The sequence below is a fragment of the Candidatus Roizmanbacteria bacterium genome, assembly GCA_016699265.1.
Classification (GTDB): domain Bacteria; phylum Patescibacteriota; class Microgenomatia; order UBA1406; family GWC2-37-13; genus CAZLQR01.
In genome coordinates this window covers 479,745-497,723 of sequence record CP064967.1, presented here as the reverse complement: position 1 = coordinate 497,723, position 17,979 = coordinate 479,745, and the positions used below count along the sequence as shown (strand labels likewise).

At 39.2% G+C, this 17,979-nt stretch carries 18 protein-coding genes and 2 tRNA genes; 15 read left to right on the top strand and 5 right to left on the bottom strand.

Annotated elements, in window-relative coordinates:
* Nucleotides 1-19: 19 nt before the first annotated feature.
* The 10 genes from IPH70_02910 (at nucleotide 20) to IPH70_02865 (ending at nucleotide 9,719) form a co-directional block, all read left to right on the top strand.
* Complete coding sequence (locus IPH70_02910; protein QQR63439.1) at nucleotides 20-661, top strand: hypothetical protein; 642 nt, start codon at nucleotides 20-22, stop codon at nucleotides 659-661.
* Between the two features lie 64 nt (nucleotides 662-725).
* Entirely contained in the window at nucleotides 726-2,015 is a 1,290-nt protein-coding gene (gene ftsA, locus IPH70_02905; protein ID QQR63438.1) for a cell division protein FtsA, read from the top strand.
* A 3-nt stretch (nucleotides 2,016-2,018) separates the two neighbouring features.
* On the top strand, nucleotides 2,019-3,173 hold the full coding sequence (gene ftsZ, locus IPH70_02900) for a cell division protein FtsZ (protein ID QQR63437.1): 1,155 nt from the start codon (nucleotides 2,019-2,021) through the stop codon (nucleotides 3,171-3,173).
* A gap of 35 nt (nucleotides 3,174-3,208) precedes the next feature.
* Nucleotides 3,209-3,799 (top strand): hypothetical protein, encoded by a 591-nt coding sequence (locus tag IPH70_02895; GenBank protein QQR63436.1) that lies wholly within the window; start codon nucleotides 3,209-3,211, stop codon nucleotides 3,797-3,799.
* Between the two features lie 40 nt (nucleotides 3,800-3,839).
* On the top strand, nucleotides 3,840-4,622 hold the full coding sequence (locus tag IPH70_02890) for a hypothetical protein (protein QQR63435.1): 783 nt from the start codon (nucleotides 3,840-3,842) through the stop codon (nucleotides 4,620-4,622).
* Between the two features lie 31 nt (nucleotides 4,623-4,653).
* Nucleotides 4,654-7,458, top strand: a complete 2,805-nt coding sequence (locus tag IPH70_02885) for an isoleucine--tRNA ligase (protein ID QQR63434.1) — start codon at nucleotides 4,654-4,656, stop codon at nucleotides 7,456-7,458.
* A complete protein-coding gene (locus IPH70_02880) occupies nucleotides 7,458-8,501 on the top strand; it encodes a rod shape-determining protein RodA (GenBank protein ID QQR63433.1) in 1,044 nt (347 codons plus the stop codon). The genes IPH70_02885 and IPH70_02880 overlap by 1 nt, the downstream gene beginning before the upstream one ends.
* Nucleotides 8,502-8,580: 79 nt before the next feature.
* On the top strand, nucleotides 8,581-8,895 hold the full coding sequence (gene rplU, locus IPH70_02875; GenBank protein ID QQR63432.1) for a 50S ribosomal protein L21: 315 nt from the start codon (nucleotides 8,581-8,583) through the stop codon (nucleotides 8,893-8,895).
* A gap of 15 nt (nucleotides 8,896-8,910) precedes the next feature.
* Nucleotides 8,911-9,165 (top strand): 50S ribosomal protein L27, encoded by a 255-nt coding sequence (gene rpmA, locus IPH70_02870; GenBank protein ID QQR63431.1) that lies wholly within the window; start codon nucleotides 8,911-8,913, stop codon nucleotides 9,163-9,165.
* Nucleotides 9,150-9,719 (top strand): hypothetical protein, encoded by a 570-nt coding sequence (locus IPH70_02865; GenBank protein QQR63430.1) that lies wholly within the window; start codon nucleotides 9,150-9,152, stop codon nucleotides 9,717-9,719. Before rpmA ends, IPH70_02865 begins: the two co-directional genes overlap by 16 nt.
* Here IPH70_02865 and lepB read toward each other — a convergent pair.
* Nucleotides 9,664-10,248, bottom strand: a complete 585-nt coding sequence (gene lepB, locus IPH70_02860) for a signal peptidase I (GenBank protein QQR63429.1) — start codon at nucleotides 10,246-10,248, stop codon at nucleotides 9,664-9,666. The genes IPH70_02865 and lepB overlap by 56 nt on opposite strands.
* A gap of 71 nt (nucleotides 10,249-10,319) precedes the next feature.
* Here lepB and IPH70_02855 point away from each other — a divergent pair.
* Both IPH70_02855 and IPH70_02850 read left to right on the top strand, forming a co-directional pair.
* A tRNA-Val gene (locus IPH70_02855) sits at nucleotides 10,320-10,393 on the top strand.
* 276 nt (nucleotides 10,394-10,669) lie between these two features.
* The gene (locus IPH70_02850; protein QQR63428.1) at nucleotides 10,670-11,341 is read left to right on the top strand and encodes a hypothetical protein; all 672 of its coding nucleotides are present in this window, start codon (nucleotides 10,670-10,672) and stop codon (nucleotides 11,339-11,341) included.
* A gap of 254 nt (nucleotides 11,342-11,595) precedes the next feature.
* On the opposite strand, the gene IPH70_02845 is transcribed toward IPH70_02850, so the two are convergent.
* The gene (locus tag IPH70_02845) at nucleotides 11,596-13,554 is read right to left on the bottom strand and encodes an alpha/beta fold hydrolase (protein QQR63427.1); all 1,959 of its coding nucleotides are present in this window, start codon (nucleotides 13,552-13,554) and stop codon (nucleotides 11,596-11,598) included.
* A 268-nt stretch (nucleotides 13,555-13,822) separates the two neighbouring features.
* On the opposite strand from IPH70_02845, the gene IPH70_02840 reads away from it, so the two are divergent.
* The 3 genes from IPH70_02840 to IPH70_02830 all read left to right on the top strand — a co-directional run bounded on the left by IPH70_02840 (nucleotide 13,823) and on the right by IPH70_02830 (nucleotide 15,465).
* A tRNA-Lys gene (locus tag IPH70_02840) sits at nucleotides 13,823-13,895 on the top strand.
* Between the two features lie 123 nt (nucleotides 13,896-14,018).
* Nucleotides 14,019-14,525, top strand: a complete 507-nt coding sequence (locus tag IPH70_02835) for a hypothetical protein (GenBank protein QQR63426.1) — start codon at nucleotides 14,019-14,021, stop codon at nucleotides 14,523-14,525.
* Between the two features lie 22 nt (nucleotides 14,526-14,547).
* Nucleotides 14,548-15,465, top strand: a complete 918-nt coding sequence (locus IPH70_02830; GenBank protein QQR63425.1) for an aminoglycoside phosphotransferase family protein — start codon at nucleotides 14,548-14,550, stop codon at nucleotides 15,463-15,465.
* A gap of 42 nt (nucleotides 15,466-15,507) precedes the next feature.
* Here the strand turns inward: IPH70_02830 and IPH70_02825 are convergent, their stop codons facing one another.
* The 3 genes from IPH70_02825 to IPH70_02815 all read right to left on the bottom strand — a co-directional run bounded on the left by IPH70_02825 (nucleotide 15,508) and on the right by IPH70_02815 (nucleotide 17,867).
* Entirely contained in the window at nucleotides 15,508-15,684 is a 177-nt protein-coding gene (locus IPH70_02825; protein ID QQR63424.1) for a hypothetical protein, read from the bottom strand.
* An 84-nt stretch (nucleotides 15,685-15,768) separates the two neighbouring features.
* A complete protein-coding gene (locus tag IPH70_02820) occupies nucleotides 15,769-16,548 on the bottom strand; it encodes a SagB/ThcOx family dehydrogenase (GenBank protein QQR63423.1) in 780 nt (259 codons plus the stop codon).
* The gene (locus tag IPH70_02815; protein QQR63422.1) at nucleotides 16,545-17,867 is read right to left on the bottom strand and encodes a YcaO-like family protein; all 1,323 of its coding nucleotides are present in this window, start codon (nucleotides 17,865-17,867) and stop codon (nucleotides 16,545-16,547) included. The genes IPH70_02820 and IPH70_02815 overlap by 4 nt, the downstream gene beginning before the upstream one ends.
* Nucleotides 17,868-17,979: the final 112 nt, after the last annotated feature.

The following is a 17,979-nucleotide window of genomic DNA, read 5'->3' as shown; positions in this document are numbered from 1 at the left end:
TGTTTGCGTTGTAGCTTTCGTGTGTATTTATATTCGGAGCGCCTTCTCGGTTAAAGAGATACTCATAAATTATCCTTCTCATACAGAATCGGTACGGGGCTATGAATCCTTCTATTCTACCTTCCTTCCTCTCGTATCTGAGAAAAATGTACAAGAATCTATAGTTGCCCAAAATCCAGGAGTTTCGACGGTGTACGTTGAGAAGATATATCCAAATAAACTGTTTATTAAAATTGTCGCAGAGGGGCCATCAGTATCCTTAAAGGTGGGTAATGAATACGTACTACTGACCTCGATCGGTAGAGTCTTACAGAAGGTCAAAACAAAGCCAACCAATATACCAGAGATAATATATTATCAAGAACTTTTTAAGGAAGATGTAAAAATAGGTGACGTTCTCTCATTTAAGGACCTGCAGATTGCGATTCAGTTTATCCGCATCTTACGTACTCTAGGATATAAAGTTATCCAAGTTGATATCGACAGTTTTTATATGATACGATTAGTGTTGGAGGACTCTAGAGAAGTCTTGGTTACAACTGAAAAGAATATTCAAAAACAAGAATACCAAATTTCGTCCATTCTAAGACAGTTCAAAGTGGATGGAACCAAATTCAAACGTCTTGATGTTCGTTTTGATAAGCCAGTAATGACTAAGTAGTCCATAAAGCAAAGTGCTTTAGAGACTTTACGAGCTTTATAGACTTTATAGACAAATAATAATAATGCCTGACCAATTTATTTGCGGAATCGACATTGGAAGTTCTAAAATTTCTACTCTAGTTGCTGTAAACTCTCCTGAAGAAAAAGAACCACGAATTATAGGTTTTCATACGGCGCCGTCTCGAGGAGTAAAGAAAGGATTAGTTGTTGACATAGATCAGGTTACCGCTGCGGTTGATCAAAGTGTTGAGAAGGCAGAGAGGATGGCTGGTCAAAAGATAACCAGAGCATTTTCGTCTGTTGGAGGACCCCATATTACATCCCTAAACTCGCATGGAGTAGTTGCAGTTTCAAATCCACAAGGTGAAATTAGCCAAGAAGATGTAGATCGTGTAGCAGAAGCAGCTCGCGCAATTTCTCTCTCAACGACAAGACAAATAATTGATGTTTCTCCCCGAGAGTATATTGTTGATGGCCAGTCAGGTATCAAAAACCCCGTTGGGATGAGTGGCATTCGTCTCGAGGTAGATTCTCACATAATTACAGCCTCATTAACAAACCTTAAAAATATTGATCGCTGCTTCTCGGACTTAGGAATTGAGAACTGTGGCTTTGTATTTGCTGGATACGCTTCAGCAGAAGCGGTGCTAACAGATACCGAAAAAGAGCTTGGAGTAGTTCTTGTAGATATCGGTGGAGGCAAAATAGATATCTGTCTTTATAGCGACGGAGCTATCTCTTATTCGTCGTCGATTCCAATAGGCGCAAGACATATAACAAATGACATTGCTGTTGGTTTGCGAGTTTCCTTAGAATCAGCAGAAAGAATAAAACTATTTTTAACAAAAGAATTTCAGGACTATGGAAAACGCGAGGTTCCTATTCAGAATGCAAAGAAAAAACACGATGTCATCGACTTTTCTGCTCTACATCTACCAGAGGTTGTGAATGATGTAACTCCAAAGTTGCTTCTTGACAGCATAATCGGTGCACGTGTTGAGGAAATATATAAACTCATTTCAACGGAAATTGAAAAAAGTGGATTTAGCTCAAATGTTCCGTCGGGACTTGTTATTACCGGAGGTGGAGCACATACTATCGGAATGATTGAGGTGGGACGTAAGGTGGTTGGTTTGCCAATTAGAATAGGGTATCCAACTGGTGTCTCCGGTCTAGTTGATGAGGTTCTAGATCCACAGTATGCTACGAACGTCGGGTTGATTTTATCTGGCGGAAAAAATATAATTGACCACGAATCCAGCATGGTGAAGTTTAATAAAATTTTTAAGGATCTTTCGATAGGCAGTTCAGTCTCAAAATTGAAGGACCTAATGAAACAGTTCATACCGTAAACAATGTTAATCAAACCCAAATCAGGACAACCAGCAAAAATTAAGGTAATCGGTGTAGGTGGTGGTGGCGGTAACGCAATTACCTCAATGATGGACGATGGAGGAATTCCAGGAGTTGAGTTCATGGTGGTGAACACGGATGCGCAGGCACTTCTTCATAATAAAGCGCCAATTAAGATACAGATTGGTGACGCAGTAACAAGAGGACTTGGTTCTGGTGGAAATCCGGAGACCGGTAGATTGGCTGCAGAGGAATCCAGAGAAAAACTTCGTGAAGAACTTACTGGCGCAGACATGGTCTTTATTACCTGTGGAGAAGGTGGAGGGACCGGAACGGGAGCCGCTCCGATAATTGCTGAGGTTGCAAAAGAAACTGGAGCACTTACTATCGCAGTAGTTACTAAGCCTTTCGATTTTGAGGGAGCTAAACGCCGGCATGCAGCAGACGATGGGATTCTTGCTCTTCGCGATAAGGTTGATACTCTCATCATTGTTCCTAATCAAAGAATTCTTCAGGTAGTAGATAAAAAAACCTCTATCGTAGATGCATTTAAAAGAATCGACTCAGTTCTTCACCAAGGAGTGAAGGGTATTGCAGAGTTAATTACCGTTGCTGGTCTTATTAACGTAGACTTTGCAGACGTGAGAACTGTGATGAGTAACGCTGGTACAGCCTTGATGGGAATGGGTATTGGTAGCGGTGAGAAACGAGCAATGGCAGCTATAAAGCAAGCGATCTCATCTCCTCTTCTTGATGTGTCAATCGAAGGCGCAAAGGGAATTCTATTTAACATTGTAGGAGGCCCAGATTTGACCATGACCGAGGTCGATGAAGCAGCTTCAATCATTGCGAAGACAGTTGATCCGAATGCAGACATTATCTTTGGAGCCGTGATCGATGAGAAAATGATGGACCAGATAAAGATCACCCTTATAGCAACCAAGTTTGATGAGGGTAAATTAAACATCTTCAACTTTAAGCCAACGCTGAAGGAGGAGACAACGTCGGTGAAGAGAGAGGAAGATCCTTTGTTAGTAAACACAAATGACTCACCGCTTAAGAAGGAGCTCGATCATCAACTCGATGATATGCCGGAAGATGAGTTCACCGATGAAAACGAAGGCTTCGATATCCCTGCATTTCTGAGAAAGAAATAACCCGCTTCTTCTACGTCTGATATAATTCCTTTTCTATGACGCCTACTAAAGAGTATGAACCTGGAAGGCCAAAGTTTCCTTTATTGATTAAAAATGGAGAACAGTGGAATGAACAAATCGGGACTGGGTTGCTCCAAGAACCGGTAAGACTACTATTCACACATCCTCACAATAGTCTGTATCCCTTCGGGGTTGGTGAGTACTTTTTTGACGATTACATAGCAGAATCTCCCGTTCTTGTATTTCCCTTTAATGCTGATGACACTGCAAATCAATGTAATCTATTCTATAGACACCACAAGGCGCAACGACTAAAAGACTTCAAACCTGCGCTCAGGATTGATAAGGTTGAGGGTGAAAATTTGTGGCAAGTTTGGATCGAAGATGAGGGCGAAGTTTTACCTCTCAGCCTTGATTTCGGTCATGGGGAGGGGAGTCACTTAAGTACAGATAAAATGCTAATGCCAGCGACCTACCATACCATCGTCATGGGCCCGAAGACTGAAGCGGGAGATCTATTCATTATTGAGGGTCTGACTATTTCAAATCCATATGAGTCTCATTTACCAAATGGGGAACATACAATCTTTACCCATATTGGAGTAGGAAATATTAGATTTAAATAAAATCGCGACTGCTGTGTGATATACTATAGGTTCACAAATTATGGCACATCCAGAAAGAACTCCGAATAATCTTGGGTTAGTTAGCAAAGCAATGGAGCGCTTGGCGAAAATTGCAGATGTTAAGTACCCACCCATAAGTGACAATGCACGTTGGGTTACTCAGATGCTTGAAAAAGAACTTTATACAATTGAAGTTATCGATCCAGTGAGGGAGCTAGTGCAACCATGGGTCATAGATTTTCAGGTAAAAGAAGATCCGATCTCTCATCAACCTGAAGGGGTGCTAGTCATTGATCCATACCGTATGTCTGCCGCGAAGATTGGGACTATCGATTCAGAGTTAGTACGTACCGTATCAGTTGCTGTGCAGTATCCAGGTCGTGGATTTAATCGACCTCTTCGTGAGGTTTATAACGAAGCAGTGGAAATTCAGAAAACTTGGCTTGAGGCCAATCATGCCACGGCAACTCTTCTTGACCCACGAATGTACGATCGTGAGGTTCTCATTAAAAATCTTATGGGACCTGAGGCATATTATTCTGATTTTAGCTTTGGAAACTGGATAGCTGCACTTGCGTCGATGCAGAAGGATAGGATAGGTGCGATGAGTGAAGATTCCGCCATTCAACTTAAAGCAATTAGTGAGCTCATGAATGACCATAACGCCTTTGTTTTATGGAGAACAAAAATGGTACCCGATCGAGATCTGAATCGTCCGATGGCCGAAATATTGGTGGAATCCTTCGAACGATACCCATTTGCCGTATTGGCTGAAAAAAATGCATTTCAAGCAGCGTCAACTGCTCTAAACGAAAGAATATAGCATAGCTTCCAAACCTGATATAATCTTCTGTATGAGTAGCTTCAAAGACGTCACTTCTATTCCAACCTTTCCAAAACTTGAGGAAGAAACCCTAAACTATTGGAAAAAAAATAAAATATTTGAGAAATCTGTTGAGTCACGTCCTGCGAATAAACCTTGGACATTTCTAGACGGACCTCCTTTTGTTACCGGAAACCCACATTATGGATCTTTGCTCTCTAGTATCGTGAAGGATCCTTACTGTCGTTACTGGACGATGAAGGGTTATCGCGTACGGCGTGTATGGGGATGGGACGGACATGGACTTCCAATCGAAAATAAGGTAGAGAATAAACTAAAAATAAAGAATAAACGAGAAATTGAGGAGAAAGTCGGAATAGATACATTTATCGAAGAGTGTAAAAAATATGTTGCAGAAACATCAGCAGAATGGGAGTGGTATGTAGATCGTGTTGGTCGTTGGGTAGACTTTAAAAATGCATATCGAACATGGGATATTAACTACATGGAGTCGGTGATGTGGGTATTTAAGCAGATGTATGAAAAGGGAAAAATCTATAAGGGTCTACGCGTTTCTCTATACTGCCCTCACTGCTCAACACCAATCTCAAACTTTGAGGTTGCCATGGACGCCGACAACTATAAAGATGTTACCGAACATGGCACAACCTACAAATATCGTGTTGAAGGAGAGAAGAATACCTTTTTCCTCGCATGGTCGACAACTCCATGGAATAAAATTGTCACTCCCGCACTCGCAGTTAACCCAACCTTAGAATACGTCACCATAGAAGTTGCGGATGAAAGATACATCCTCGCCAAGTCTACGCTCGACACAGTAATCGATAAGAAATACGAAATACGGGATACGGTTTACGGGAGGGACCTCATTGGTAAAAAATTTATTCCGCACTACGATTATTACAAACAAGATGACGGAAAGCGTTATTTTGAGATCGTTGGCGATGAGTTTGTCACGGCAGATGAAGGAACTGGAATTGTGACAATAGCAGTATACGGAGAAGAGGATCTGAAGGTGATGCAACGGGAAAATATCCCACTAGTGCAACACGTAGACGACGAAGGCCACATCTACAAGGATGTGCCATTATTCGGAGGGATGTTTTATAAAGCGGCAAATAAAGCAGTGAATGAGGATCTGTCTAAACGAAATCTCATCTTTAAAGATGAGCCTTATACTCACTCAGCGGCGCATTGCTGGCGCTGTGCAACTCAACTTTTTTATAATCCAATGAATGCATGGTATGTGGATGTGCAGTCGATGAAGAAAAAAATGAGGGATACTAACGAAAAGATTAACTGGTTTCCTTCACACTTTAAACATGGAAGATTCCTCAAGAGCATGGAAAATGCTCCCGACTGGAATATCTCCCGAAATCGCTACTGGGGGAGTCCGGTACCAGTATGGGAATGCGAATGTGGTGAACGCTTTGTCCCAGGGTCCATAAAAGAACTTGAGGATGCGAGCGGCATAGAGGTTAAGGATTTACACAAACCATTCATAGATGGGGTGACTGTGAACTGTAAAAAATGCCTAAAGAAGGCGAAAAGAACTCCTGAGGTTTTGGATAGCTGGATAGAGGCTGGATCAGCGTCTTTTGCAGAGAGGCATTTTCCTTTTGACTCGACGCATAAACTTGAAGATTTTTTCCCTCCAGATTTTATAACAGAGTACACCGGCCAGATTCGCGCATGGTTTTATGTCCTTCATGTCATTGGCGCTGTAATTTACGATGCTCCAGCATTTAAAAATGTTGTAGTTACAGGAGTGATACTTGGAACGGATGGAAGAAAGATGAGTAAGAATTTTAAGAATTATCCTGATCCAAAAGAAATGTTGGAGAAGTACGGGGGAGACGCACTCAGACTTTATTTGGCAGGTAGTTCTGTTATGAAGGCCGAAGACCTTCTAATCTCGGAAGGGGCTTACAGAGACCAGATCAGAGGAATACTTCTGATTCTATGGAATACCTACAAGTTTTTTATAATGAACGCGAAACAAGCAGAAAAAACTTCAGAAGATTTTAAGGTGGTTACTTCCAAAAATGTTCTAGATAAATGGGTACTAGCGCTCTTGCAGGACTGCGTAGAACAGGTGACAATGTCGATGGAGTCGTATGATTCGGTTACGACTATTCAACTTTATTACTCATTCATTCAGGATGTTTCAACATGGTATATTCGAAGAAGCCGAGATCGTTCATCCGATGTAGAGTTTCTATCTACGCTTTACCATGTGCTATTAACTCTGACAAAACTAATGGCGCCGATAGCTCCATTTGTCACTGAAGAAATGTATAGAAATCTCACTGGTGGAGAGTCTGTACATCTCGAAAACTGGCCTCAGGTAGACAATAAATTTATCGACAAAGACCTCTTGGCCCAGATGAAAAGTTTGAGAATTTTCGTCGAGTTGGGTCATGCTCAGAGAAAGGAGAAAAATTTTGCTGTGAAACAACCATTAGCAGGTCTTAAGGTTTTTGTTACCGATAGTACAGTTAAAATTAAGTCCGATTTAGACAATCTGATTATGGATGAGTTGAACGTAAAGAAAGTCGAGTTTATTAAAGGCGAAGCAGAGCGTGTTGAATTTGATTTCGAACTTAATGATGATCTAAGGCAAGAAGGGGAGATGAGGGTTATTATTCGAAAGATTCAGGCGGAACGAAAGAATCTAGGGACCGACAGATCTGAGCTCGTTGAGGTGACGCTTCCAAGTTGGCCAAAGAACTGGGAGGATGAAATAAAGAAGAAAGCACTTGTTGATACGCTTACCGAAGGTGAATTTAAGGTTACCAGAGTTACAACAGTTTAATGAGACTCAACTGGAGCATTTTATTTCCCGCGATACTTTTATTCTTGATTGGAATCTTTAATCTTATCGGCGTGAGAAGCGACCTGATTATTACGCAGGTAATAGCAGGTATATTAGCGGTTCTGTTTTTTATCTGTCTTAAGATACTTGGTATTAATTTTTTCAAGAATAACGCAACCTTACTCTACTGGGTGGGAATATCACTTCTTGTGCTTACCTATGTTATTGGTTTTGAAGCTCGAGGTTCTCGGCGGTGGATCGACCTTCATTTTTTTAGTATACAGACCTCAGAAATTTTCAAGCCATTTTTTGCAATATTTATTGCTCAGTACTTTGTGGTAAATAAAAACTGGCTATATAATTATAAGACGGTATTTACAGGGATAGCCTATTTCCTTCTTCCCACCGTTCTCATTTTAAAGCAACCTGATCTTGGAACCTCATTGGTCTATGTCGCGATGTTTTTACCTGTTTTAGTCTACTCTGGAGTGCCACGTAAAATTCTTGGAAAGCTAGCCTTAAGTGGAATGGTAATTGCACCGATTTACTGGATGATCTTAAAGGAATACCAAAAGGTTCGTCTACTAAGTTTTTTGAATCCACAAGCTGATATACACGGAAGTGGATATAATCTCGTACAATCGATCATTGCAATTGGCTCTGGTAAGGTGCTGGGTAGAGGACTTGGGTACGGAACTCAAGCTAAGCTTAATTTTCTTCCTGAGTTTCACACTGACTTTGCTTTTGCTTCTCTAGTAGAGCAGTTTGGTTTATTAGGAGGACTAATGGTTATAGGATTGTTTTTAATTCTTGCAAGAGCCTGTATAAATGAGCTTAGAAAAAAATATAACCAGAAGGATGACGATAGCAAATTTAAGTTTTTATTTCAGTTAAGCATTTTTTCATCGATTGTTTTTCAGGCGGGGATAAACATCGGAATGAATATGGGCTTATTTCCCATTACCGGAATTACACTACCGTTTATTTCTTACGGAGGCTCATCATTGATTGCGATCTTTGCTTCGTTGGCATTTTTGAACTAATCGTCTAGGCGTGAGTCCAGATTGAAGAATTGCGAAGTTTTGCTTGCCATGAGCCTGCCAAATGGAGTATAATAGGTGAATGTCAGTTAAAGCAGTCGTCACAACTGGAGGCAAGCAGTATCTTGTTGGAGAAAATGAAGAGATTACCGTCGAGCATCTTGAAGGTAATTTAAATGACCAGATTAAGCTCAAAACCCTTGCTATTTTTGATTCAGAAAAAGATACCGTGGAACTCGGCACTCCTGAGTTAAAAAAAGAAGCAGCTGCAACTATTGTTGAGCAAGGAAAAGGTGAAAAGATCAGAGTTGCTAAATTCAGAGCTAAGTCTCGATACCGAAAGGTTACAGGTTTTCGACCAGTGCTTACCAAACTAAAAATTAGCAAAATATCCTAACTTTAAACAAATCTCATGGCCCATACAAAGTCGCAAAAAGCTACAGCAGGAAATAGAGACTCACGTTCCAAACGTCGTGGAGTAAAGATCTATGGTGGTCAGGCAGTAGCTACAGGGAACATTATTGTCAGGCAGAAAGGTTCTAAGTTTAGAGCCGGAGAAGGTACGAAACTTTCAAACGATTTTACTATTATCGCAATGAGATCTGGAAAGGTTGAATTTAAGACAAAGCACGGAGTACAATACGTGCAAGTATGCGAGACGAAATAAAAGAAATCTTCACTCAATTCCTACAGGAAAAAGACATCTTCAAGAAAGCGCAGCTTCTTACATCTCTTACAAAAGATAAAGGTGTTCGTATTGTAGAGATAGCCAAGCATCTTAATATGAAGCCCTCGTATGTGAGTCATATTCTGAGACTTAACAAACTACCTGCGCTGGTCATTGATGGTTACTATAGTAACTCAATTATGCCTACACATCTTTACATACTCGCAAGACTACAAAATCACGAGCAGATGATTGCAGCATACGAACACGTTCTAGCAAATAATTTATCGGTATTTGATACAGAAATATTGGTTCGCTCTGTTCTATACGGTATCAAGAGCGTTGGAGAATATCTTTCGGTAGATGAGGTGAGAGCTTTCACAGTTCTAATGAGAAAATTAGGAATTACAGCAAAGATCATTCAGTCAAGAATACGCTCAAAATGTGTTCTTGAGTTAAAAGGAGATTTGATTACAACAAGTGTACGGCTTCGAGAAATTATAAAGCTGCTAGAAAATTTGGCAGTCGAAGAGCAGAAAGCGGATTTTTTATAACCCCCATAGTATCGAACGGAAAGTATCTATATACCACCTGCCCAATTAAGAGAGCTTCAGGAACAGGACCAAACTCACGAGAGTCGGACGACGCACCTCGATTATCTCCCATTACGAACATACTTCCCTCTGGTATTACTGTTGGCGATCCCTCGATTAAGACTCCACCAGGAATGAGATTTGTAGGCGTTTTAGTATAAGACTCCTTAATCTTTTCGTTGTTAACATAGACCTCTGCATTTTTGATTACTACCGAATCTCCGGGTAGCGCGATTACTCGCTTAATCAGCTCGATGTCATTATTTTTGGGTGACTTAAAGATAACGACGTCCCCTTTTCTGATAGGTGAGAACTTATACGCAATTTTACTGGTAAAGATATATTCACCTGAGTGAAACGTATCTTCCATTGATGCTCCTTTGACCTGATTAGGCTGAACTATAAAAAGGTAGAAAACAAGAAATATGGAAGCGATGAAGACGACAGTCTCCAAAATATCCATTACAAACTCAATTACAGACTTAATCATAGGATCTAACCATTGTAAGGAGTTTTGGCTCATAATTCAACCATGGAGGGTATAATGTACATGAAGAGTTAGGCCATTTAGCTCAGCTGGCTAGAGCGTTCGATTCACATTCGAAAGGTCAGGGGTTCGAGTCCCTTAATGGCCACTAAAACAGAACTGGTTTCCCGACGAATTTCATTCGCGCGGGATCCCGTATGAAAACTATCATCGGGACAAATCCAGCACTGTCCACAGTTTTTCACAGTTCGAGGAGAAGTGATCTCGAAATTACCCCTAATTAAAGGTACTTCAACTTAAGTTGTGCAAGAAAAGCTCCATCAATCGTATGTTCTGGGATAACCATGATAATGCCATTCTCTGAGTGTGAAGGTAAATAGCCTATAGTTGCAAAAAGCACCATTTTTTGATAAAATTGGTGCTTATGTTTGAAAGAAAAATTATTGGTATGTTCGGTTCTGATCCTCTCGCAGCCAGTGCTGGAAAAGGAGCAATCAAGCCATTAAAGCCTCTTAGCATGTTTGGACCGGGAAACAATGGACTACCTCCCTTTGAAAGCAGGAAAGGACTCTATAAATCTCCATTTAATCTGGATTTGATCGAATTTTCTAATTGGCAGGAAAAAGGCGTGCCATTTCTCAAAACTGCAGAGGATTTCGTAGATGGAAGGCCTCTTAGTCCAGAGTTTATGAGAGTAATTAGAATTGGGATGGAGTACCATAGACATGGCTTAGAAGGTATATTTTACGAACTAGCAGCATCAGGTCTGCAAACTGAGATTTTAGTACCTAAAATTACAGAAATAGGCAACGTAAGACGGGTTGAGCTACCGGCAAATGCCGAGAAGTTTAAGGGGTTTCTTCACGCGATTGTAAACAGTAAAATTTTACCAGATGGTCAAGTAATATTTGAAGGTTTAGCCAATCTTGAAGGTAAAGGTCAGGACTCAACTAAATTAAGACTCGTAGGGATAGCAGCTACAAATGGACAAGCTTTCTTCCATCCAGACTTCATTCCTTACTCAGACACAACGATAGCAATAAATCGTTTAGTGCCTCCTCAAAATAAATCATTACCGAAAAAAAAGTCGGTTTAATGAGCCACCTTTAACTTCTTTTTTTAATCTTACAATCATATCTGAAAAGTCTTTTCATTCGGTGTTTAATGAATTTAGAGCAATTTTTATGAGAAATTTGAGATTGGGCGCTAGATCTATCAAAACGAATTGTATATATATCTTCTTCATCGACATATTTTTCTGTAATTTGACCGGTAAACTGCTCCCAAACATCGTTTTTTTTCCGCAATTTGAGCTAATGTAATTGTGTAATCGCCTTCACTCAATTTTTTTCACATGAAGCTTGTAGGTCCCAGACTCTGCATTAGGTAGAAAATCATTCCTCCTTCAGACGAATATGTATTGTCGCCTAACTCCAGCTCTATTGCAATTGGAGACTGAGCAGTGATAAGTATGGAAGGTGATATTTTAGTCTCCTCTCCCTCCTCTATCTGATCATCGGAAAATGGTACATTTAAATTACTAAATATCTGCTTGATCCCTTCCGATTTATAAATTAGCTCACCGTGATCTAATGGTAGTTGTACTTGTGCAGATCCAAATTGGGAACTAATTAAAGGTACGAGGTAGTCACCTGCTCCATATATGTAACTCAAAGGTCTTCCATCAAGATAATCCCTAGTTAGAAGATCAAAGAGCGCTCTGTTGCCAACGACAATTTCCTTCGGTGTTTTATTGATCGTTTTGTTGCCATAGATTACAGTCATTTTATTGTCAATTGAGGTTGTATCACTGTATTCGTTTAATGCATTATTTTGTATTGATAAAGAATTTACTGAGATACGGTTCCCTTTTTTATTTTTCAAAAAATCATAGGTTGGAAACAGGTCATATAAAGAGGGGATTAAATTCCTTACAATCTCCCTGTCAGTTCTAAAGTTATATCTATTCAAATTTATCAACAGTTTTGTTCCTAACCAAAGAAATGAGTCATCCTTCTTGGTTTCCCCCGCTTCTAACGGTTGGTAAACCTGCACAACTCCTTTATGGGGTGATCCTACAGTGACCACCTGTGAGATTTTGTCGCTAGAGTACTTTTGAGCATATATCCTACTTAGCAATCCTCCCATTGAGTGCCCGACCAAGCTGACCGTATTGGAATCATCGAGGCTCCAGATATTTGTTTGTAAGAAATTATGAAGATTGTCGGCTGATTCGCTCAAAGATTTTCTCCAATCGTAAGGATAAACAAAGTAATCAATATTTTTTTTGTAACCTACATTTTCGAGAGATTGCATTAATCCATCGTATTCATGAACATATGTTGGAATTATCCAATCATTGGTTTCTGAATTGTGTAAAATAGCCTCTTGATTCCAAGAAGCAAAAAATCCGGGAATAATAATTATCTTTGACTTACTTGTGTTTTCAACAGCCCGGTTTAGTTTCCATTCCCCAGACGTAGCCGGTCCCTTTGCGGTGTAGAAGAGTTCTTTTGGAGAGGAGTCGTATAAAAGAGATGGTGCGATAATATACGTTTGATCATACGGTTTGTCTCTTGATATAAAAGTATGATAGTTTGTCCAAACAGAGTTACATGATAGAGGACCTACCGATGTAACCTCAGTTATTCCACTAGTTGAGTGATAAAGTAGATGTTTAACATTATGCTCATCAGTGTAGAGTTGAGTGTTACCCACATCACCACCACTGATGATTGGATTATTAGAGCAGGGTGTGAAGTTTATACCATCTATTGAACTAGCAAGTCCTAAGTTCCAACCTGATCCAGCAGTCCCACAGTAAAACAAAAAGTAGGTACCATTTTCAAAGTAACCGAAAGGACAAGACAGTTTTTGACTGTTCCATTGCTGCCTATTTAGATTGATTAAAACTGGAGTATCAAACTGAGCGCCTGTTGCCGTTGCTTTTTTGACCTTTATATCGGTGCCAGAACCTTCAGATGGCTCAGAAATATAATATATATAATTGTTTCCTTCATGCTTAAACAACGATGGGTCGTGATTATCACCGGTGTCATTTACCGTCACTAGTTCGGAGGTGGGCCAGTTAAGTCCATCTATTGAACTAGCATATCTTATCTTTAAATTAGTACCGTTAGAACCTGTGAACCACATTTTGTACTCTCCATTTTCTTTTGTTACGGTACTTTGAAGTATATAGAAGTTGGTATTAAAAGGATTGTTTTGATCCTTCTCTAAGTGCAGTGAAGCTGCATTTACGGTGCCTGACAGAAAGTTCGCAAGTACAAAAATCAATACAATAATCAAATTCATCTTCAACCGAATGGCTCTAAGGTTAAAAGTAAAAACATTTGCGAACATGTAACCATAAAATCACTTCGTTAGTTTCTTGTCAGTCGCATATATGCTACAAAAACACACCTTTAGCCTATCCAGACAGAATAAAAAACATCAATTACTACGAGTTTAAATATCCTTGCTTCAATTATTTAAATAATTGAAGCACTGGTCAGGATTTTATTTAGAAGGAAGCACCGTGTATAATATGAGCTTGGTAAATGGCCTAGGCTATAACGGGCCCGTAGCTCAACTGGTAGAGCAGTTCCCTCTTAAGGAATTGGTTCAGGGTTCGAGTCCCTGCGGGCTCACATTTTGCAAATCTGAGGCTAAGCGAAATTCTCAACTTTTGTGTATTTACATAACGATGCTAAAAGTGTTCCAATCCCTTTAGGTATCTCCCAAAAGGGGTAAACGTCTGATAAAATAAACCCGTGCTTGATATATGTTTTTATCCAGATCACAATAATCTAAAGCTTTCTAAAGCCACAGAAGAGTACGGTCTTATTTGGAAAGAGGAAAGAGGAAAAATTGGAAAAGCAATCAGTGATATAACTGGTTTAAATTTTAAGACAAAAAAAATTAATGCAATAGTATACGAAGGTTCTTCTTATTCTTATCCTCTAAAGCTCAGAGCTAGTCATTCTAAAACTCTAAAAAAAACAACTTTAGTTCACGAATTATTCCATAGAATATTTCTAGACAATAAGATTAAGTTCGAAGGCAGATTTTATTCAAAAGAGTGGGATTATAAAGTACATAAAATTATTTCACTTTTTCTCTACTTTACTTTAAAGCAGCTTTATGGGGACGAGGTACTTAATGCGAATGTTAAAAAGGAGTCAAAAGGAGAAAGAAAAAAAATATGGGTTGCAGTTCTTAAGTTAAGTGACAGTGAAAAAAGAGAATATATTAGATCATTTATGGCTTCACAACAATAAGAATAGGATATAATGTGACCGTATGTTGCCTGAATATCGAGTTCCGCTCAAATTACTGGGTACAGAGCAAGAAGATCTAGCGCCACAGGTATACGGGGCAGTGGCAAATCCATTTACTTCGAGCGTTGTGTTATTCGGAATTCATAGAGGAAAGCATATAGCGATAAAGTTTTCGCAATTATCCCATGGCGCGGAACACGAATGGGAAGGGCTAACCAAAGCAAGCGATGCTGGTATAAAGACAACTCCTCCGGTAGGACTTGCTATGACAGAAGAGGGGAAAACGGTGCTAATTACGTCTAAGATTGCTGGAACGAACCTCTACACCAATCCAGACTTATTATTGCGAAGGAGATTCGGAGAAATAGTTCGCACAATGCATGATGATGTTTACGTTGAGGGAACAAGCTGGAGGCAATCGGAATATTCTGATTTTGAGAGAATTGCATCCAAATTACAGCTACGTCTAGAAAGTGTAGGTACTGACACGCTTAGATCTGAGGCAGCTTCTCTTATTGGTAATAATTCCGAAGCATTGAGAGGGCGCTTAGTTGAGATGGAACCTTCATTCACACATAACGATCTTCACAATGACCAAGTATTAGTACTTAAAGATGGTACCATGGCTCTCATTGATTTCGAGTCATGGTCTGAAGGGGACCCTCTAAAAGACATTGCAAAGTACATATTTCATACGTTAAGAACTAGGCAGCCGATTACAGATATTACCGAGTTCGCACGAGGATATTCCAAAATAACTGGCGATCTTTCTACCGACGATGTAGCGTCGTTATCTTATTATGTTCTGGAAGTAGGAATAAATACTGTGAGTTTTTATAGAAGATTTAGACATTCTCACTATCACTGGGCTCTTGATTATTTGAACAGAATAGTAGAATATCTTGAATCAGGAGAGATTCTTAATAGTCTAAAGTACTAAGTATGTGTAATTACTTCTTTACAACACGTACACCTTTATTTTTTAGTTTGGCCGGAAAAATCTGACAGCTGTCACAAGCGCATCCTTGTGAACTTGCGGAACAACAACCGTCGCAGCCACAACTACCACCACAACTGCCTCCACCACAGCTACCTCCTCCACAACTTCCTGCTGATGTTGGAATGCCTTTAGTGACCGGTCTACTGGTTGGCCTGGCAATTGGTCTGGCTTCTAACAATAATTCTGATCTGCTCATAAAATCACCCCCTAACCCTTACGACCGTAAATATATATCAGAAAAAACTATTTGTCAATCTCACCGACCGCTATGACTCCTAATACGGACTCATCTTCACCATCTAAATCCAATAATGAGTTTAATTTATCGTCAATGAAACCTCCAATTGAAGCGCAGCCTAATTTTAGAACCGCTGAAAGAAGATATATGTTTTGTGTTAAAGCTCCTAATTCTGTTAAAGTATGTCTATAGCCTCTGTCTCGATACTTCATTTCATTCCTCCAAAAAACTGCTGAAATAACGATCAATGCTCCTGCGTTCGATATCCAATCTTGGTTGAAGTTTTTCATAAGCACTTCCTTAAAATGTTTCTTTGTCCAAAGAAACTCTAATTTGCCACTTCTTAGGTGGTAGTGATAAATTCCCTGTTTAAGCCCTTTAGTATTAAAACTTACTATGTATGTCTCAAGAGGATACCTTGCTCCAGCAGAAGGGTAGAATCTATTCCCAGCCTTACGATTTTTATTTCTTAATCCTGCTGAATAGTAAAGCAATGTACCTAGTTTTGAAAAATTTAACTCTTTTCCTGAGTATTCTCTCAGTGTCTTTCTTTTGCTTAAAGCATGTAGGAGTTTTACGTTATCCAAATTGATTTTTTTCGGTAATACGATTTTTTCGAATTTTGGATAGCCTTTATAGAAAATATGAAACCACTCTTTGGGACCATTATTTATAGAACCTTTTTTTTCTATAAATTTTGTAAGTTTTGTTGCATGATGGTACTGTTGCGATTCAGAATATGGCAGTAAATTAAATTTCTTTTTTAATTCGTTATTGATTTTCATAGAAAAGGATGTGGCACCTTATTTAAAGTGCGTGAAAATTGATAAGGTAGTTTTTTAGGTACTTCTGTTAATCTTTCGCCTCCTAAATATGGCAAAATCTCGTTCATGTAGAAAGGTTGTAATCCAGGAATTACTACCTTAACAATTTTATAACCGACCCTCTTTAATAGTGGTAGCGTTACATCAGCGTAGTATATTTCATATCCTTTCTTAAAAAGGGATTGCACAGTGGTGCTGAGAATTTTTTGTTGTGATAACTTAACATGGCTTAAGTTATAGGTTTTTTCATTTTGGTCTAGCCAAAAATCCAATTTATGTATCATTTCTTTTTGGTACCAATAAACCCCTCTCTGATCAGTGTTACTTATATTTCCACTCATGTTTTTCTTTTCTTTCTTAGGATTGTCCTCGTAATTTTGTCGAGTCCAGGTACGAACATTAAATGCTTCCTCTATAGAACCTGTTATCGCCTCGATTGGGTCAAGATGGCACTTAAGACCAGTAGATACAGCAGGACCAATACCTGTCTTATTGACTATTATTGACAGAAAGCAGGGTATCTTTAAGTCGTTAGTAATATCTATAACATGAATTGCAAGCCTATATCGTTTTAACATCTCAAGTAGGAATTGGACGTATTCATCTTTTACTGAGTCTAGACTTACTTTTGGGAAGCGTATCTTATTTAAATACGCAATAACAAATGAATCTCTTTCTACTATCTCAAATATTCCTCTCGTTAAAGCCGCGGTCAAGCTTCCTCCACCAGCAGCTCCTGTACTGATTGGTAAATAAAACATATTTTCCTGAGAGTCAAATTTATAATTATGGTAGATAAGTTGGGCGGGGATATAGGCTTTTTTGCCAGTACCAAGTGAGTAACCCTGTTTCCAACGTAAAACAGACTTTGGAGTGACGTTAAACATTTTATTTTGTTTTTTTTGTCTTTCTGTTAAGCCGACGATTTTAGTGACGTCGATACTACCTTCTAATTTCTCTGCAGACGAAGTTACAAGGTCCGTGTTTTTATAAGTTGAGCATGAGAATCTTTCAATTGCTTCCCCTAAGCATTTCAATAGTGCCAGTTGCTCCGATAAAAAAGATCCTCCACCAGCTTTTTTTTCATTTGACGTGTGGCCATCTGTGTTTTTGAGATCGTCTTCCATTCTAACCACATATTGGAAATATTTTGGTTCGTCGGAGTATTGCTTAATTTTATGCAGCTCTTTTATAAAGGACAGCTTTGGATAAATCTTTGAAATATTGTCTAAGGTTGCTAGGACTCTCGGTTCGTCTTTCTCATTTAGAGTATTGAACATGGCTTTATTATACTACAGACCTAGGATTTAGGTCTTCTTAACAATGAAAAACAGAAGATGTATGTTCATTAGAATTTTTCGTCGTATCTACTTCTTTTCATACTATTCTTGA

Coding starts and splice junctions, on each gene's coding strand:
- ftsA (QQR63438.1), top strand. CDS start 726: ATGCCTGACCAATTTATTTGCGGAATCGACATTGGAAGTTCTAAAATT.
- ftsZ (QQR63437.1), top strand. CDS start 2,019: ATGTTAATCAAACCCAAATCAGGACAACCAGCAAAAATTAAGGTAATC.
- IPH70_02895 (QQR63436.1), top strand. CDS start 3,209: ATGACGCCTACTAAAGAGTATGAACCTGGAAGGCCAAAGTTTCCTTTA.
- IPH70_02890 (QQR63435.1), top strand. CDS start 3,840: ATGGCACATCCAGAAAGAACTCCGAATAATCTTGGGTTAGTTAGCAAA.
- IPH70_02885 (QQR63434.1), top strand. CDS start 4,654: ATGAGTAGCTTCAAAGACGTCACTTCTATTCCAACCTTTCCAAAACTT.
- IPH70_02880 (QQR63433.1), top strand. CDS start 7,458: ATGAGACTCAACTGGAGCATTTTATTTCCCGCGATACTTTTATTCTTG.
- rplU (QQR63432.1), top strand. CDS start 8,581: ATGTCAGTTAAAGCAGTCGTCACAACTGGAGGCAAGCAGTATCTTGTT.
- rpmA (QQR63431.1), top strand. CDS start 8,911: ATGGCCCATACAAAGTCGCAAAAAGCTACAGCAGGAAATAGAGACTCA.
- IPH70_02865 (QQR63430.1), top strand. CDS start 9,150: ATGCGAGACGAAATAAAAGAAATCTTCACTCAATTCCTACAGGAAAAA.
- lepB (QQR63429.1), bottom strand. CDS start 10,248: ATGATTAAGTCTGTAATTGAGTTTGTAATGGATATTTTGGAGACTGTC.
- IPH70_02850 (QQR63428.1), top strand. CDS start 10,670: ATGTTTGAAAGAAAAATTATTGGTATGTTCGGTTCTGATCCTCTCGCA.
- IPH70_02830 (QQR63425.1), top strand. CDS start 14,548: ATGTTGCCTGAATATCGAGTTCCGCTCAAATTACTGGGTACAGAGCAA.
- IPH70_02820 (QQR63423.1), bottom strand. CDS start 16,548: ATGAAAATCAATAACGAATTAAAAAAGAAATTTAATTTACTGCCATAT.
- IPH70_02815 (QQR63422.1), bottom strand. CDS start 17,867: ATGTTCAATACTCTAAATGAGAAAGACGAACCGAGAGTCCTAGCAACC.